The 16,985-nt window shown below is 32.9% G+C and carries 14 protein-coding genes; 11 read left to right on the forward strand and 3 right to left on the reverse strand.

Features of this window, described 5'->3' with window-relative positions; genetic code table 11:
- Nucleotides 1-29 precede the first annotated feature (29 nt).
- Both EPK97_RS06645 and EPK97_RS06650 read right to left on the reverse strand, forming a co-directional pair.
- The gene (locus EPK97_RS06645; RefSeq protein ID WP_162035817.1) at nucleotides 30-1,010 is read right to left on the reverse strand and encodes a DUF4179 domain-containing protein; all 981 of its coding nucleotides are present in this window, start codon (nucleotides 1,008-1,010) and stop codon (nucleotides 30-32) included.
- Nucleotides 997-1,530 carry a sigma-70 family RNA polymerase sigma factor gene (locus EPK97_RS06650; RefSeq protein WP_162035818.1) on the reverse strand — a complete coding sequence of 178 codons (534 nt, stop codon included), beginning with the start codon at nucleotides 1,528-1,530 and terminating at the stop codon, nucleotides 997-999. Before EPK97_RS06650 ends, EPK97_RS06645 begins: the two co-directional genes overlap by 14 nt.
- Nucleotides 1,531-1,947: 417 nt before the next feature.
- Between EPK97_RS06650 and EPK97_RS06655 the strand changes: the two genes are divergently transcribed.
- The 4 genes from EPK97_RS06655 (at nucleotide 1,948) to EPK97_RS06670 (ending at nucleotide 8,314) form a co-directional block, all read left to right on the forward strand.
- Nucleotides 1,948-3,468 carry an N-acetylmuramoyl-L-alanine amidase family protein gene (locus EPK97_RS06655; protein ID WP_162035819.1) on the forward strand — a complete coding sequence of 507 codons (1,521 nt, stop codon included), beginning with the start codon at nucleotides 1,948-1,950 and terminating at the stop codon, nucleotides 3,466-3,468.
- 44 nt (nucleotides 3,469-3,512) lie between these two features.
- The gene (gene nth, locus EPK97_RS06660; protein WP_162035820.1) at nucleotides 3,513-4,175 is read left to right on the forward strand and encodes an endonuclease III; all 663 of its coding nucleotides are present in this window, start codon (nucleotides 3,513-3,515) and stop codon (nucleotides 4,173-4,175) included.
- A 23-nt stretch (nucleotides 4,176-4,198) separates the two neighbouring features.
- Entirely contained in the window at nucleotides 4,199-4,468 is a 270-nt protein-coding gene (locus tag EPK97_RS06665) for an NAD/NADP transhydrogenase alpha subunit (protein ID WP_162035821.1), read from the forward strand.
- Nucleotides 4,469-4,651: 183 nt separating this feature from the next.
- Nucleotides 4,652-8,314, forward strand: coding sequence for a dynamin family protein (locus tag EPK97_RS06670; protein WP_162035822.1), 3,663 nt, complete (start codon nucleotides 4,652-4,654; stop codon nucleotides 8,312-8,314).
- A 96-nt stretch (nucleotides 8,315-8,410) separates the two neighbouring features.
- Here the strand turns inward: EPK97_RS06670 and EPK97_RS06675 are convergent, their stop codons facing one another.
- Entirely contained in the window at nucleotides 8,411-9,394 is a 984-nt protein-coding gene (locus EPK97_RS06675; RefSeq protein ID WP_162035823.1) for a right-handed parallel beta-helix repeat-containing protein, read from the reverse strand.
- A gap of 349 nt (nucleotides 9,395-9,743) precedes the next feature.
- Here EPK97_RS06675 and EPK97_RS06680 point away from each other — a divergent pair, with 349 nt between their 5' ends.
- The 7 genes from EPK97_RS06680 to parE all read left to right on the forward strand — a co-directional run bounded on the left by EPK97_RS06680 (nucleotide 9,744) and on the right by parE (nucleotide 16,981).
- On the forward strand, nucleotides 9,744-10,559 hold the full coding sequence (locus EPK97_RS06680) for a hypothetical protein (protein ID WP_162035824.1): 816 nt from the start codon (nucleotides 9,744-9,746) through the stop codon (nucleotides 10,557-10,559).
- Between the two features lie 3 nt (nucleotides 10,560-10,562).
- A complete protein-coding gene (locus EPK97_RS06685; protein WP_162035825.1) occupies nucleotides 10,563-10,931 on the forward strand; it encodes a GntR family transcriptional regulator in 369 nt (122 codons plus the stop codon).
- A gap of 1 nt (nucleotide 10,932) precedes the next feature.
- On the forward strand, nucleotides 10,933-11,634 hold the full coding sequence (locus EPK97_RS06690; protein WP_162035826.1) for an ABC transporter ATP-binding protein: 702 nt from the start codon (nucleotides 10,933-10,935) through the stop codon (nucleotides 11,632-11,634).
- 438 nt (nucleotides 11,635-12,072) lie between these two features.
- A complete protein-coding gene (locus EPK97_RS06695) occupies nucleotides 12,073-12,852 on the forward strand; it encodes a GDSL-type esterase/lipase family protein (RefSeq protein ID WP_162035827.1) in 780 nt (259 codons plus the stop codon).
- A 51-nt stretch (nucleotides 12,853-12,903) separates the two neighbouring features.
- Nucleotides 12,904-13,860, forward strand: a complete 957-nt coding sequence (locus EPK97_RS06700) for an ABC transporter ATP-binding protein (protein ID WP_162035828.1) — start codon at nucleotides 12,904-12,906, stop codon at nucleotides 13,858-13,860.
- On the forward strand, nucleotides 13,853-14,845 hold the full coding sequence (locus tag EPK97_RS06705; protein WP_162035829.1) for an ABC transporter permease: 993 nt from the start codon (nucleotides 13,853-13,855) through the stop codon (nucleotides 14,843-14,845). Before EPK97_RS06700 ends, EPK97_RS06705 begins: the two co-directional genes overlap by 8 nt.
- A 162-nt stretch (nucleotides 14,846-15,007) precedes the next feature.
- A complete protein-coding gene (parE, locus tag EPK97_RS06710) occupies nucleotides 15,008-16,981 on the forward strand; it encodes a DNA topoisomerase IV subunit B (RefSeq protein ID WP_162035949.1) in 1,974 nt (657 codons plus the stop codon).
- Nucleotides 16,982-16,985 lie beyond the last annotated feature (4 nt).

Raw genomic sequence — 16,985 nt, forward strand, 5'->3', positions numbered from 1 at the left:
TTCTTTTTTAAAAATAATTAATGATGATCTTATTCTACTGGAATAATGATCTCCAGTCCCTCTTTGAACCTAACGGTTATAAATGAGGGTACTTCTTGAACTGCTTCGTATTCAGCTTCCCAACGGACTAGATTCTCAGCATTCCCAAATGATACTCCACTACTTTGGGTTCGTAAGGATTGCCCCTGATCGTCTATAACTTCAAATTCATCATAGGTTTCATATAATTCTTTTGGTTGAAGAATTTGTGCTTTTATTTTAGTGGCAGTTAGGGTGAAATTAACTTCTTCTATAATAATTGTCGTATCGCCATAGGTTTTTGTTATCATCGGTAAGATGGTTTTAGTTTCACTCATTTCTTTTGTGACTGGAAAGGAAAATTCCCAATCTCCTTTTGTTTCTCCAATTTTTTCAAAGGTCAAATTTAATTGGAACTGTTCAGATGGTGGTTGAGCCGTATTGATTGTAAGCACATTTACGTAAGTATAATCATCTATCAATCCTCCAGTACTAGTAAATGATACTGGAGATGCAGTTTTACCATCCATTTTAATTTCTATATCAGGAAAAATATGAGGTGAATTAAATTTTTTAGAAGAATGTATGGCATATCCTACCGAAATATCTATTCCATCATTAAAGACTTCAATGATACTGACCGTAATGTTTTCATCGGTGACACTTTCATTAATATTCGAAATTAAACCCATTTCTTCGGCCCTTTTTAATCCATCATTCTCAAATATATTAAAAACATATTTAATAACTGGAATTTGTTTTAAAGCGTTTGTAATACTGGGAGTAGATACAGAAATAGCTATCAGTAATGCAAACGTTGCAGCTGTTACAGATGACGTAATTAAAAATCTTTTGAGAAAATTATTTCTTTTCTTTTTGCCTGGTAACTTTGTTAAAGTTTGATCAATACGAGATTGAACGATAGCAGGAATTTCTGTTTCATTTTTTTTCAAAATCTGTTTAATTTCTAAGTCTACATTATTGTTCTTCATTTCTGATACTCCTCTCGTTTTCATTTTGAAGTAATTTTAATAATTTCGAGCGTGCTCTGTTTAATCTCGATTTGACTGTACCTTCTGGTATTTCTAATAATTCAGCAATATCTTTGATAGGTTGATCCTCGAAGTAATATAGTACAATGATGGTTCGAATATCCTCTTCCAATGAATGGATCGCATCATGAATCTCGATGGAATCATAAGAATCTTTCATAGTTTCTTGAACTACCACTTCATTGAATAATACAATTTTACTTTTAGTTCTCATCATTTTGTTGCATTCATTGATCAAAATGCGAATTAACCACGTTTTGAAATATCTAGGCTCGTTTAAACTATTTATTGAATTGAAAGCTTTTAGAATTGTTTCTTGTAACACGTCTGCACAATCCACTTCTCTTTTAAAAAAGGATTTAGCTACTCTGTACATCGATTTTTCATTTTCTTTGATTAATCGAACAAACGCATCTTTGCTTCCTTTTTGTGCAAGTTTTACAGTTTTTTCATTTTCCATCTGATGTCCTCCTTTTATGGATTTACTTATTAGATACTTCTTATGGATATTTGGTTCACGAAAATTTAAAATTTAATTTTTTGAAAACAGAGGGAATTCTTGGTCTCACTGGAATAAGACCGTTGATTACCTCTATTTCTTCTTGGTCACAGTTGTAGATGAATAATATATTATCAACGGATTAAAATTTGATGTCTTTTAGTCTTTTCGTCCTATTTTTCGCAACTTTCCCAATTTTTTCTCGTCTAGTAAATATAGAGTTTGTCGATTTCGCATTTATATTGTCATTCTATCATTTAATTTGCTAGAATATAGTGGTAAATAACATTTACTAGATTTTTTATTTTGGCCTATATTCGAATTCTTTCAAAAAAATTAAATCTATTTTACATAAATACTATTTTACAGAGGTGACTTATGAAACGTATATCCATCCTATTATCAGTTTTACTATTTTTAAGTGTATTTCCATCTGTGGTTATTGCAGGTGAATCATCAATCTCTTTGTTTGTAAATGGAGAGAAATTAAAATTAAATGTATCTCCCCAAAAAATGAATGGTGACCTTTACATCCCTTTTAAATCGTTTATTAAAGAATTGGATGCTGAAGTTGAATGGAAGTCTAACAATAATCAAGCGAATATACAAAATAAACAAATCAATTTAGATATTTATATGGATCGCAGTACGATGTATTTAAATGGATCAGTGATCGATATCAAAAATAAACCTATCATCATAGATGGAGCCGTTTTTTTACCTATCGATGTAATTAGTGAAAACTTTGGCATGAAGTATATTTGGGATGCATTCACACAATCTATTTATATTTATAAAAATGTGAATGGAATACAAGTTTCAAGTACAAAAAAACCGAATCCCCAGCTAGAACCAATAAAAGAAACAAATACAGTTACAGGATCACAAACAGATTCACAATCACCTTCAGAGCCAGATCCCGAACCACAACTAGAGACACCTGTAACCAGTGATAATATTGTGATTCCAACGAACAATGGGGAACCTACTATATACGAAATTGAAGTTTTGGACGATGAAATTATTTTTCATGGGAATACAACGCTTGAATTTTCAAGCTTTTATTTACCAGCCCCTGAACGAATTGTAATAGATTTTGAGAAAAGTTCTTTTAACTCATCCTTTATAGATCAAGAAACTGGAATAGCCAGCGGAATCATTAAAGTGACTCATCCTGATGTAAAATCTATTCGTTATGCTTTGTTTGAGGATCAATACCCTAGAGTCGTCATTGATTTACATGAAAATATAGAGTATAGTATGATAGGAATTCCGGAAGATAATCAAGTAAAGGTATTATTAGGTGTAACGACTGCCGAACCAAATAACGAGTCATCAAATCAAGAGATCATTGTTGATGATCCTTTCATTATTGTGATAGACCCTGGTCATGGAGGAGATGATCCAGGTGCAACGGGTAGTGTTTCTTCAAGGGAAGAGAAATATTTCACACTCGAATTTGCACAGAAACTATATGACTTGCTTGATGCTGAGCCATGGTTTCAACCTCACATGACTCGAACGAACGATGTCAAAATTGAGTTGGATGATCGTGCTGAATTTGCAAATGAATTAGGAGCAGATGCTTTTTTATCCATTCATGGGAATATTCATGAAAGATTGAATATTAGCGGAACAGAGACTTATTATTGGACTGATCGTGGTTTAGATTTAGCTCAAACGATTCATAACTCTGTTGTTGAATCAGCAGGATTACCAGATCGAAGCATAAGAGAAGTCGAATATAGAGTATTGAAGAACACGAACATGCCTGCTGCATTGTTAGAGATCGGTTATTTATCAAGCGAACATGATGAAAATTTAATGTTAACAGATGAGTTTCAATATCGTGTAGCTGAATCTATCGTGGAGGCATTAAAGGAATATTATTTGAATTAATGCCAAGTCAAAGATAAAAGTATTGCACTTTAATTGGAGGAATCATGAACAAAAAAGAAATCAGGCATGTATTAGATACAATGGCAGACATGTTTCCAGATGCTCACTGTGAGTTGAATCACGAGAATCCATTTGAGTTGACGATTGCGGTGTTACTTTCAGCCCAGTGTACAGATGAGATGGTGAATAAAGTTACTGTTCATCTTTTTAAAAAGTATAAAACTCCTCAGGACTATTTGAATGTTTCTCTTACTGAACTAGAGTCGGATATTAGAAGAATTGGATTATATCGTAATAAAGCGAAAAATATAAGTAAATTATGTGAAATGATCATTGAAAAATATGATGGTGAAATACCGAGGTCACATAGTGAACTAGTAGAACTTCCTGGAGTTGGAAGGAAAACAGCAAATGTAGTTGTATCCAACGCTTTTGGAGTGCCGGCTATTGCAGTTGATACTCATGTGGAACGAGTTTCTAAGCGATTAGCATTAGCAAATTGGAAAGATTCTGTTCTTGAAGTTGAAAAAAAGCTAATGAGGAAAATTCCTGAAGAAGAATGGACTGATACACATCATAGGCTTATATTTTTCGGAAGGTATCATTGCAAAGCGCAAAATCCATCATGTGATGTCTGTCCTTTACTTGATTTATGTAGAGAAGGAAAAAAAAGAATGAAAAAGAAGAATCTTAGGAATGATAAGTAAAAAACTGTAAAGGTAGTGAAACCATGAAATGTATTACTGTATATACAAAAAGCTTTGAGGATTTTTCCGATATATTTGAAGAAATATTAAAAACACCATTAGCTGAAGATGAAGAAAAAGTGATTGAAGGAATTACTGTGAGTGATTCTGGTGAAGTTCCAGAGCAGTACATAGATCGTATGAGGGATAAACTAGAAGTGGTTGTTATGAAAGTGAAAGAAGAGGATATTACTATTTTTCAGCATGGTGAAGTTTTTGAAATTTTGATACCGGAAAAAGAATCTGTGGTATAATATAAATATAATTTTTGAACAGAATACGATGACGATTCTGTTCATGTTTAATAGAAACTCGCCTAAATGGCGAGTTTTTATTAAACATGAGATTCATTGTAGACGTTAAAATCGTTGGAAAATCACTCAAGAGATTGAGAAACATGGAAAAAAGTTTTGTTAGAATTTAAAGGAGAAAGAGCTTTGAAAACAGTAGGGGAAACCATTCATAAATATGTTGAAAATATACATAAGTTAAGAAGTATTATGAAACATTCTGATGAGCAGGAGTCGGGAAATAAGTTACTGCAATTAGCAGATAAAATGGAAGTAAAAGATCTATATATTACTTTTTGTGGTCACTTTTCCGCTGGGAAATCAAGTTTAATTAACAAATTAAGTGAGCATGAGATTTTACCTTCTAGTCCCATTCCAACAAGTGCAAACTTAGTGGCTATATCAAATGGCGAGCCTAAGGCAATCATTAAATATAGAAATGAACAAAAGACAAAACAGAGTATTCAAAATATAAAATTGGATCAATTACAGGAATTTAGTAAAAATGGTTCAGAGATTGAATCTGTTGAAATTCAGTATCCAATCCCAATGCTTGAAAATCATGTTCATTTTTTGGATACACCAGGTATTGATTCTACTGATAAAGCTCATTTATTATCCACAGAATCGGCATTACACTTAGCAGACATCGTTTTTTATGTCATGGACTATAATCATGTCCAATCTGAGATCAATTTTGCTTTTGCTAAACGACTACAAGAGCAAGGCAAAAAGTTTGTTTTTATTGTAAATCAAATTGATAAACACCAGCACCATGAATTGTCATTTTCAGATTTTAAACAAAGTGTATATCAGGCCTTTTCTGATTGGGACATTCATCCTGAAGCATTATTTTTTATTTCAGTAAAACATGAAGATTTTTCTCTAAATGAATTTGATCAACTGAAGTGGTATTTAAATAGATTAACCGAAATTCGTGATGAACTGATTATTTCGAATGTGGAAAAATCAATTGAGTTTATTTTGAATGAACACATAAAGGAGTATAAAGAGCAAAATCAAATTAAAAAGCAAGAACTTTCAGAAAAAGAGTATATTAACAGTGATATTCTATTGGAGAAATTGTCCAGCCTTTCTAACCAAAGAAAAGAAATCGAGGAAGCTTCAAACACATATTTGGATCAGTTAAAACGTGAGCTTAGTGGTATTTTACAAAATGCAAACATTATTCCAGCTGGTACAAGAGATTTAGCCCATGAATATTTACAAAGTCGGCAACCAGGATTCAAACTAGGCCTTTTTTCTACCAGAGGGAAAATCCAAGCAGAACAGGAAAAAAGATTACATCATTTTTATGAAGATTTCTCAGAAAAAGTACAAGCACATATCTCTTGGCATGTGAAGGATTTATTACTTAAACATCTAAAATTGAATAGACCAAATGAACAATTAAAGTCAGAAACAATAGAAAAAATCGAGGAGTTGGATATAAAAATATCTCCTGATTGGTTAATGCAGCAGGTGAATATGGGTGCTGCTTTTTCAAATGAATATACATTAAACTATTCCAAACATATTTCCGAGGAAATGAAAGCAATTTACCGTAAAAAAGCAATGGAAGTTGCACAAAATTTAGTAGAAATAGCAAAGAAGACAAATCAAGAGAAGTTAAATAAAATTCAACATGAGATGAGTCATATTCAAGATGAATTAGTGAATTTTAAACAATTGCAGGAGCTCAAAAGTAAACAAGTGGAATATGAACAGCAATTATTTTCTCTTTTTCAGTGGGAAAAACAAGATATTTGTTTGCCTAACTTAAAAGACTATACTCCTAGCTCCTCTTCAATTGCTGCTAACAAGATAGATAAGGTTGAAGTGAAAAAGATAGATGAATCAATGGATATTGTATTATCTAGTTCTAGCTATCAGAAAAATCTAATCTCCAATTTTTCAAAAAAAGACAATAAAGAAAAAATAATAAATACAGTAAATAAAATAAATACGGCTTATGAAGTAATAAGAGATCTCCCTGCAATGAAATCAATAAGTAAGTCATTATTAGAAAAATCAGATCGGTTAAGTAACCGTAAGTTTACGATTTCATTATTTGGAGCATTTAGTGCCGGTAAATCCTCCTTTGCTAATGCCTTGTTAGGAGAGAGATTGCTTCCTGTCTCTCCAAATCCTACAACAGCTACTGTAATAAAAATTATGCCGCCAGATGATCATTGGTCGCATGGTTTTGCTAAAGTAAAGTTGAAATCGTTAGAAGTCTTCAAAGAAGAAGTTCAATATGCTATGGATCGATTAGGTTTTAAAAAAATGACATTAGATCAATCCTTTCAACAAATTTTAAAATTAAAAGCAAATTCAATTCATCGTAAGGCTAAACCGCATTTTGTTTTCTTAAAGGCAGCCACACATGGGTGGAATGAAATGCAATCAAACTTAGGCCAGGAATTGAAAGTAGATTTGGGAACTTTTCAAAGTTACGCGGCTGATGAAAATAAGTCATGTTATGTTGAACATATCGAATTATATTACTCATGTCCATTCACAGATTCGGGTATGATCCTTGTTGATACTCCAGGAGCAGACTCAATAAATGCTAGACATACAGGTGTTGCATTTGACTATATTAAAAGTGCTGATGCGATTCTTTTTGTAACATACTATAATCATGCATTTTCTGGGGCAGATCGTGAGTTTTTGCTTCAACTGGGGAGAGTAAAGGATCAATTTGAACTGGACAAAATGTTCTTTATTCTAAATGCAGCTGACTTGGCTTCATCTGAGCAGGAACTAAGGGATGTAACAGTACACGTAACTCATAATTTAGCGCAACATGAAATTCGAAATCCAAGGATTTATCCATTATCAAGTTTAAAAGCTTTAGAAGGTAAGCAATCAGGTGATGCAAAAGTAACAGTTGATTCTGGAATTGCGACGTTCGAATTAGATTTTATTAAGTTTACAAATGAAGAATTAACCGAAATAACCATCCAAGCTGCGAATAGTGAATTGACTCGGGTGACAAACGTATTAAAACAATGGAAAAATAATGCCCTTGAAGAGGGTGAAATCAAGAAGCAAAAGGTTAAACAATTAGAAGAATCTAATATTGAATTGAACGATTGGCTTTATCATTTTGAACATTCCGAACCTGAAGTAAAGTTACTAATAAAAGAAATAAAAGAGCTTTTATATTATGTAAAGCAACGAGTGATGTATCGTTTCGGGGAACTATATAATATATCTTTTCATCCATCCGATTTCCAATCGACAGGAAAAGTGGATGTAAAACAAGCATTAGCATCGGCTTGGAATGAGTTAAATCGTTTGCTGTCTATGAATTGCTCACAGGAGGTCTTAGCAACCACGCTTAGAATCGAAAATGTTATGAATCATCAGCTTAAAGAAATGAATAAACAAATTTTTGAACATGTAGCTATAAAGCTGCCTCAATATGAAACAGAAGCCTTTTCTATTCAGAGTTTTGAAGCTCCTCCTATAAAGGAGTCGTTGGATCATACAGAAATTGATTTGATTTGGCTGGTTAAACAATTTAAAAATCCGAAGGTGTTTTTTGAAGGGCAAGGAAAAGATAAACTTAAGTTAGAATTGGAAAAGAAAATCAATCCAGTCGTTGAATCATATATTCGAGAACATGAAGGATTATTAATTCAACATGTATTAGAAGAGATGAAAAAATGGATTAAACAATTGGTGGAAAAACATACAACTGATATTCAAGAACATGTAGAAGGTTTGACCTCTGTATTAGAGATGAAGCTAAATATTAAGGAAATTGAAATGAAGATTGAAAAGCTAGATAATAAAAGATAACTATCCCTCGCTTAGAATATATTAAATAATTTAGGGATGAATATAGTAAAGGGAAATGAAAATACTTTTGATTTTGTGGTCTATAGAAAATAACGGTTAGTCAATTGTATTTCCTTTTCCTTTGTTATCAATATTTATTTTGTTTTGATGAAATTGATTAGAACGTATGGCATTACTGTCATTTATGATGTTAATGCCAGCTCCATCATTATTCCTAACTGTATTTTTATCAACTAAATTCCCGTTCCCCTCAAGGCTAATCCCAATATTATTGTTGTTGGTTATTATATTTTGAAGAATTCGACTTTGAGTTTCTTTTTCTTTTGAAGAAAAAACCTCTATCCCATTTTTTTTATTATATTTACTTTCATTTCCTAACAATAATGAATTTGAGTCAACTTCAATTCCATTATCTTCATTTTGAATTGATTTATTCCAAAATAAAAAATTGAGATCTTTTTCAGAATCAAAACCATCCTCCCCATTTTTGGAAGAGGTATTATATAAAAATATATTATATTCATTATCTGATAAAAAACCATCAAAATGGTTGCCAGTTGATATATTGTTAAATGCCAGATTATGTTTACCTTGAATATTCACTCCACAATCTTTGTTATGATGCATTGTACACTTCATGATAAAATTATGATTTCCAAGGACAAGAATCCCATCTCTTTCATTTTGAACAGATTCACATTGCATAACAACATTATGATATGCACCACTTTCTATGCACACTCCATCAAATTGATTTTCTGTTAATTTAATATGGCTAAGTACATTCTCATTATGTTGAATAAAGATACCAAATCGACTGAAGTTTTGTACCGTTAAGTTTTCGATCGAAATGAAGTTAGAAGATTGTATATTAATTCCATCCATATTTGAGCCAAGATTCGTTCCATCTATGATGGTTTTCCCTATCCCAGAACCAATGATCCGAATTCTATTTTTGCCCACTCCGATATTCACTGCTTCGTTAAATAAACCAGCTGAAATATAGATGGTATCACCTTCTATTGCTGCATTGATAGCGTCTGTAATTGAAGGTTCATCTTCAGGTACATGAATGATCATCGTGGACCTCCCTCTTTCATTTTAATGAATAAAGTATAAGTGCCCCTCTGTCTTTCTCTTTCAGTTTCATCCAATCAGTGTGTTTTCTTTACACTATCACTAAATTTATTTAAATGTTGATAGTATAAGAGCAACATACGATTCTGTCTACGTCAAAGACTTGCCAATCATCGAGTTTTCTTTATTATATTCACTACATTCAAAAAGGTCTTTTTCTTTAGAAAAATGGGTGTTTGAGGAGAAGAGAATTTAAATTTTAATTAATAGTTGACAATTGAATTGTCACTGTGTACTATGTAACTAGAACACTAAAACATTATGACGTTTATATAATTGAAGGAGGATATTTATGAATTCTTGGATGGGATTATTAAAAAAGGATTTTTTATTAATGAGAAATAGGTTTATGATTTTTTTATTACTTGATTTGGTGGCATTTGGTTTAGGGTGGTATTTGCATATTCGTGAAATCGGATTTAGTAGTACTACTAATATAAATTGGGTGATGAATGAAAATGATTTTATTAAATTTATACCACTTGCAATAGCCTTAGGTATTCACGTGTTTTTTATAGCGGATTATCTATTTACGAGTTTAAGAAAAGAAGGAAAACAATTACATTTATGGCTTCATAGTCCACAAGCGGCGACAGTGTTATTAGGTAGTAAATTAGTGAATGGTTTCATAGCATTGATAACTTCACTAGTTTTATTGACTATTCTTATTACGATAAATTTAATTCCATTTTTATCAGAGTTAAGTTTTTATTTAGGCGATATATCAAAATTGTTCTTTTATTTAGTAGCCCACATTGCTTATATATCTTTAATTTTGGGTGTTAGTATTATGTTTTTCTGGACGATATACCATGGGCTAAAAAGTAGAATCGGGAAGTTGAGTATGTTGGTTCTAATTATATTTATCACATTATTTATATGGGGGTCTTTAAGTTTAGAATATACAGATATGTATGATCAATTGGTATTATGGGGTGAATATACGATCGAGTTTCCAGTTCTTGAGATAATAAATGACCATAGTGAAATGGATATAGAGGGAATGGGAATAAGTCATAATATAGGTGAAAACATATTTGAGGTTTTACTAGCATTACTATTATTCGTTCTTTCAGCATGGATGATTGAGAAGAAGGTTGAGGTGTAAAAAATGGAGGATTTTCAAGCGACAAAACCGATTTATATGCAATTAGCAGATCGAATTAATCATAAGATTGTACGGAATGAACTACGTGCTGGTGAGAAATTAAAATCAGTTCGTGATATGGCAGTTGAATCCGGTGTGAATCCAAATACTGTACAACGTACGTATAGTGAATTAGAGAGGATGGATATTGTGGAATCAAGAAGAGGTCAGGGGACTTTTGTAACGGAAGATAAAGGGAAACTACAACAATTACGAGACGATTTGAAAAATGAACATATATCAAATTTCATAAATCAAATGACTGAAATGGGATTTAGTAAAAACGAGATGGTAAAGGGATTGCAAAATTACATTCAAAAGGAGGGTGAGTAGGATGATTACTTTTGAAAATGTTTCAAAAAGTTATTTAACACAAATAGCACTGAAAAATGTCGATTTAACTTTACCTAAAGGGAAAATTATCGGAATTATCGGTGAAAATGGAAGCGGAAAGTCAACCATGTTGAAATTGATGGCTGGATTAATTCGTCCTACAAAAGGTTTAGTTAAAGTCAATGATATTCCATCCAACCGAAGAATCAGTGAAGTTGTCACTTATTTATCTGAACTTGACGCGTATTACGCTATGTACACAGTAAAACAAACGATAGATTTCTTTTCTACTCAATTTAGGGATTTTGATATAGATAAAGCATATACAATTATGGGGTTTATGAAATTAAATCCAGAGCAAAAGGTGAAAAATTTATCTAAAGGGAATCGTGGACGTTTAAAGATCGTATTATCACTAGCACGTGATGTTCCATATATTATGTTGGATGAACCATTTTCAGGACTAGATCCCATGGTACGGGACTCAGTAGTAAAAGGTTTGCTTTCATATATTGATTTAGATAAACAAACGGTAATTATTACAACACATGAAATTCAAGAAGTAGAGGCACTTTTGGATACGATTGTTGTGATACGAAATGGTCAAATTATCGATACAAAGGAAGTAGAGGAGTTACACGAACAAGAGCAAATGAGTGTAGTGGAATGGTTGAAAAAGGTGTATGAGGCTTCTCCTGCATAATTTAAATACTAAAAGGCAAAATCTAAAATGGGGATGGTTATGATCATCTCCATTTGATAAGAAAGAAAGGTGATTAGATTGAGCTTATATAAGCTAGTTTTGAGAAATTTTCATTGGTTTGGATCTTTAATAAGTTTGATTACAGGTACGATGATATTACTCTATTACATATTTATACTGATCGATCAACTATTTGTAATTGTATTTATAATTAGGTAATAAAGGTTAGAAAATTCGATTACTATTAATGAAGGTATATTTGTTCGGAGGGAGTCATCATTTCCTTCCTGAAGTTTAGATTATTTTCATGACCATAGAAATCATGGAATACATACGCTGCAGGTTTTTTCTGAGCTAATTTGCAAATGGAATAAAGAATTAGTAAGATAAAACAACATACTTACTTACGTTTTTACAATGATCTAAGGAGGATGAACTTTGAAATCGTCACGTTTATTATGGTCTGTTATTTTAACAGTGGCTTTATTAACAACCTTAATTTTTATTTATGGATTTGTGAATGCAATTCAAACGGTGGTATATCCTGGTGGTTCAAATTTGACAACTCCTGAAGAGGAGTTTATAGAAGATATATCTCCATCTGATGAGGAGATTGTAATTTTGTCCTTAGGTGACTCATTAACAGAGGGTACTGGAGATAAAACGCAAAATGGGTATGTTGGTGTAGTGAGAGAGTTATTAGAAGAAAAAGAAAACAAACCAGTGTATTTACGACCATTTGCTGTTGATGGTTACACAACAGATCAATTGTTAGATTTTATCATGACTCAAAGTGGTACAAGAACCACAATCAAAGAAGCAAATTTAATACTTATGACAATTGGTGGGAATGATATGTTTTCACCTGGTAATGAAATTATTATAGATTCTGCTCGTGAATCTATGTCTCCCGCACTTGAAAACTTAAAAAAGATATTTTCAGAAATCCATACTTTAAATTCAGAGGCAGATATTATTTACGTAGGGTTATTTAATCCTTTTACTGAGATTGATGAGGATGGGGAGATATCTTTATTTGTTCAAGAATGGAACAATGAAGTATTTAAAATCACAACGGGATATAAACAAGCTTTATTTATTCCTACCTATGATTTATTTTATAAAAACACCAAAAACTATTTATCTTCTGACGTTTATCATCCAAACGAAGAAGGATATAAACGGATAGGAGAAAGAATTGTGAATGCCTTGCAATAATGTGTTTTTCATACATATTTTCATCATTTTCTATGATTGGAGGTTCGAGTGATGGGAGTAACAGAAAAAATACCTGTATTATCAGTAAAACATTTAAAGAAAAAAATAAATAAAAAGTGGATTATAAAAGACATCTCTTTTGATATTTATGAAGGTCAAATTTTCGGTTTTTTAGGACCCAATGGCTCGGGAAAAACGACTACAATTAGAATGTTGGTAGATTTAATTAGTCCCACAGAAGGTTCAGTATTTGTATGTGGAAAAAATGTACAAACCGAACACGATGAAGCTTTAAAAAATGTTGGTTGTATTGTTGAAAACCCAGAACTATATTCCTATTTAACAGGTTGGGAAAATCTAGAACATTTCGCGGCTATGCTGCCGAATATATCACAGCAAAGAATTCAAGAGGTAGTTGAAATTGTAGGTATGGATCAGCGTATTCATGATAAAGTAAAAACATATTCACTTGGCATGAGACAAAGATTAGGTATAGCTCAAGCTTTACTAGGAAAACCCAAACTTCTGATTTTAGATGAACCTACAAATGGACTAGATCCTCAAGGAATTAAAGAATTACGGATTTTTATTCGAAATTTGGCTAAAGAAGGGTTGAGCCTTTTTATATCAAGTCATTTATTAAGTGAAATTCAACTGATGTGTGATCGAGTAGCCATTATTAGAAAGGGTGAAGTGATTGCGGTCGGGAATGTGGATGAACTGCTTGAACAATCCAACAGTACAGTATTATGGGGAATATCTCCTGTAGAACAAGGGAAAAAGGTATTGCAATCATATCAATCCATTGAACTAACACAATTTGACGATATGGAAATAGATTCATCTTCTTCCTCACATACCGTTGCAACGCTAATGAATCCTGACGAAATTTCTAAAGTAAACGAACAGATGGTCAAATCAGGTGTACAAGTGACTACCATTGAAATCAAAAAACCATCATTAGAAGAAATGTTTTTAACATTAACGGAGGGGGAGAAAATTGACTAATATATACCCTTTAGTTCGTAACGAAGTACTGAAAATATGGAAGAAAAAAAGATTCTTCGTCATCGTGCTCATTTTGGTCGTACTCATACCTATTTTTACTTACGCTCAACTACGTGTTGCTTTAAATGTTCAGAAACAAATGGGAACAGAGGACTGGCGAATCGTTGTTCAACAGCAAATCCAAGATTATGAAAATCGTGTGAGCAGCCCTAGAATGCAAGAAGAGTGGAAGCGGTGGTACACAGTTGAGATTCAACGGTTACAGCTTCATTTGGATCAAAATATAGATCCAAATTCTCCGAATGGAGTCACATTTACAAATCAATTTGTTGCCAATTCAGTAGGTTTGTTTTTGCCTCTTTTGGTACTTGTCATTGCTGCAGATTTAGTCGCAGGTGAGCATTCTTCAGGAACGATAAAGTTGTTATTAACTAGACCTACAAAAAGGTGGAAGGTGTTATTAAGTAAATACATAGCTTTAACACTATATGTCTCGATTACTGTTTTATTGTTAGCCGTAATGAGTTATCTCATTTCAGGTCTTGTATTTGGTTTCAATGGGTGGATGCAGCCAGTATTAACTGGATTTGAAGTGATTGGATCAGAATTGAATTTAAATAATATTAACATTATTCCGCAATGGAAATTCCTAGTGATGGAATTAGGATTAGCATGGTTTTCATCTTTAGTTGTAGCTTGTTTGGCTATGATGGTATCCGTATTAGTTAGAAGTATTGCTGCTGGAATGGGAATCATGTTAGCTACATTGATTGCGGGTACGATTTTAACAAATATGGTATCTTCTTGGGAAAGTGCGAAATATTTTTTCATGGTGAATTTACAAACAGTTACTTACTTATCAGGTGCAGTACCACCGATTCAAGGTCTAACTCTTTCATTTTCTCTCATTAACTTAAGTGTATGGACGTTAATCTCGATCGTTGTCGCTTTTGTTGTCTTTACGAAACGAGATATATTAAATTAATGATAATCTGTAATAGCGTATTTTCAAATAAAATTGAGAACATAAAACAAGCGAGACAAGAAGTCTGGTATATGATCTTGTTTTTTTCTCGATTCAACAAAAAATTTAATTTCATGGTATAATGCTAAATAGCGTTTGAAGTAATTGGCAAGGAGGCGACAGATTTTGAAACAAATCGATTTATTTTCGGAGCCAAAAGAAAAAAAACAAACTGAATATGGCGCGGATGATATACAAGTATTGGAAGGGCTAGTTGCCGTCCGTAAAAGACCAGGAATGTACATAGGAAATACAGGCAATTCAGGACTTCATCACTTAGTTTGGGAGATCGTGGATAACGCGGTAGACGAACATCTTGCAAAATTTTGTGATCAAATAGATATAACAATACATAAAGATGAATCAATCACAGTTTTTGACCATGGACGAGGCATTCCCACGGATATGCACAAAACAGGTATTCCAACACCTCAAGTTGTATTTACAATTTTACATGCAGGTGGAAAGTTTGGAGGCTCAGGATATAAAAAATCTGGTGGTCTTCATGGTGTAGGTGCATCCGTTACAAATGCATTATCTGAATGGTTGGAAGTTGAAATATATCGTGATGGAAAAATACATAAACAGCGTTATGAATATTGGGTAGATAAAGAAGGAAAAGAGCACGTTGGAGAGCCTGTCACTCAATTAGAAGTGACCGGTAATACACGCAGAACAGGGACAAAGATTACCTTTAAACCAGATCAAAAGGTTTTTAAAAACGGAATTCATATTCAATACGATACATTAGCTGAACGTTTACAGGAAATTTCATTTTTAAATTCCGGATTAAAAATAAATTTAAATGATGAACGTACAAACGAAGAAGTTACATATGAGTATAACGGTGGGGCAAAACAATTTGTTGAATATTTAAATGAAAATAAATCTGTTTTACATGATGTCATTCATTTTCATGGAGATAAAGATGATATCGAAGTTGAGATTGCCATTCAATACAACGACGGTTTTACTGAAACCATTGCCTCATATGTGAACTCGATTCCTACTCGTGGTGGAGGAACTCATGAAACAGGGTTTAAAACTGCATATACAAGGATCATGAATGAATATGCTCGAAAATCTGGTTTGTTGAAAGAAAAGGATAAAAACCTAGAGGGTTCAGATTTACGAGAAGGTCTAATGGTCGTTATCAACATTAAAATGGGTGACGTAGAATTCGTAGGTCAAACGAAGGATCAACTAGGTAGCAGCTCTGCTAGAAGTGCAACTGATGCTGTTGTAACAGAGAATATGGCCGTTTTTCTTGAAGAGAATCCTAAGGTTTCACAATTGCTGATCAAAAAATCTGTCCAAGCTGCAAAGGCAAGAGCTGCTGCAAGAAAAGCAAGGGAAGATGTTCGATCTGGGAAAAAAGGAAGAAGCCAAAGCTCTAATTTAGGTGGAAAGTTAACTCCTGCACAATCGAAAGATTATTCTCGTAATGAAATCTTTATCGTTGAGGGAGACTCCGCTGGAGGGTCTGCGAAACAAGGTAGAGATTCAAAACATCAAGCCATTTTACCGTTAAAAGGGAAACCGATGAACCCTGAAAAGGCAAAACTTGCAGATATATTAAAAAATGAAGAGTACCGAGCCATCATCGCTGCTATTGGAGCGGGAGTAGGACCTGACTTTGAACTGGAAGAATGCAATTATAATAAAATTATAATCATGACGGATGCAGATACGGATGGTGCACATATTCAAGTATTACTTCTTACGTTTTTTTATCGTTACATGAAACCTCTTGTTGATGCGGGGAGAGTGTTTATCGCACAACCTCCTTTATTTAAAGTGACTAAAAAGGGAAGAAAAGCTTCTATGAAATATGCTTGGACTGAGGAACAGTTACAAGTCACATTAAAGGAATATGGGAAAAATGTTGAACTGCAAAGATATAAAGGTTTAGGTGAAATGAATCCAGATCAACTATGGGAAACAACAATGGATCCTACATTAAGAACCTTGTTACAGGTGCAAATTGAAGATGCTGCCATGGCAGAAAAAAGAGTTTCCACTTTAATGGGGGATAAAGTAGACCCAAGAAAAAGATGGATTATTGAAAATGTAGACTTTACGAAGTTTGATGAATAGAGGG

This window comes from Chengkuizengella sediminis, assembly GCF_010078385.1.
In the GTDB taxonomy this organism is placed as follows: domain Bacteria; phylum Bacillota; class Bacilli; order Paenibacillales; family KCTC-33759; genus Chengkuizengella; species Chengkuizengella sediminis.

Coding starts and splice junctions, on each gene's coding strand:
- EPK97_RS06645 (WP_162035817.1), bottom strand. CDS start 1,010: ATGAAGAACAATAATGTAGACTTAGAAATTAAACAGATTTTGAAAAAA.
- EPK97_RS06650 (WP_162035818.1), bottom strand. CDS start 1,530: ATGGAAAATGAAAAAACTGTAAAACTTGCACAAAAAGGAAGCAAAGAT.
- EPK97_RS06655 (WP_162035819.1), top strand. CDS start 1,948: ATGAAACGTATATCCATCCTATTATCAGTTTTACTATTTTTAAGTGTA.
- nth (WP_162035820.1), top strand. CDS start 3,513: ATGAACAAAAAAGAAATCAGGCATGTATTAGATACAATGGCAGACATG.
- EPK97_RS06665 (WP_162035821.1), top strand. CDS start 4,199: ATGAAATGTATTACTGTATATACAAAAAGCTTTGAGGATTTTTCCGAT.
- EPK97_RS06675 (WP_162035823.1), bottom strand. CDS start 9,394: ATGATCATTCATGTACCTGAAGATGAACCTTCAATTACAGACGCTATC.
- EPK97_RS06680 (WP_162035824.1), top strand. CDS start 9,744: ATGAATTCTTGGATGGGATTATTAAAAAAGGATTTTTTATTAATGAGA.
- EPK97_RS06685 (WP_162035825.1), top strand. CDS start 10,563: ATGGAGGATTTTCAAGCGACAAAACCGATTTATATGCAATTAGCAGAT.
- EPK97_RS06690 (WP_162035826.1), top strand. CDS start 10,933: ATGATTACTTTTGAAAATGTTTCAAAAAGTTATTTAACACAAATAGCA.
- EPK97_RS06700 (WP_162035828.1), top strand. CDS start 12,904: ATGGGAGTAACAGAAAAAATACCTGTATTATCAGTAAAACATTTAAAG.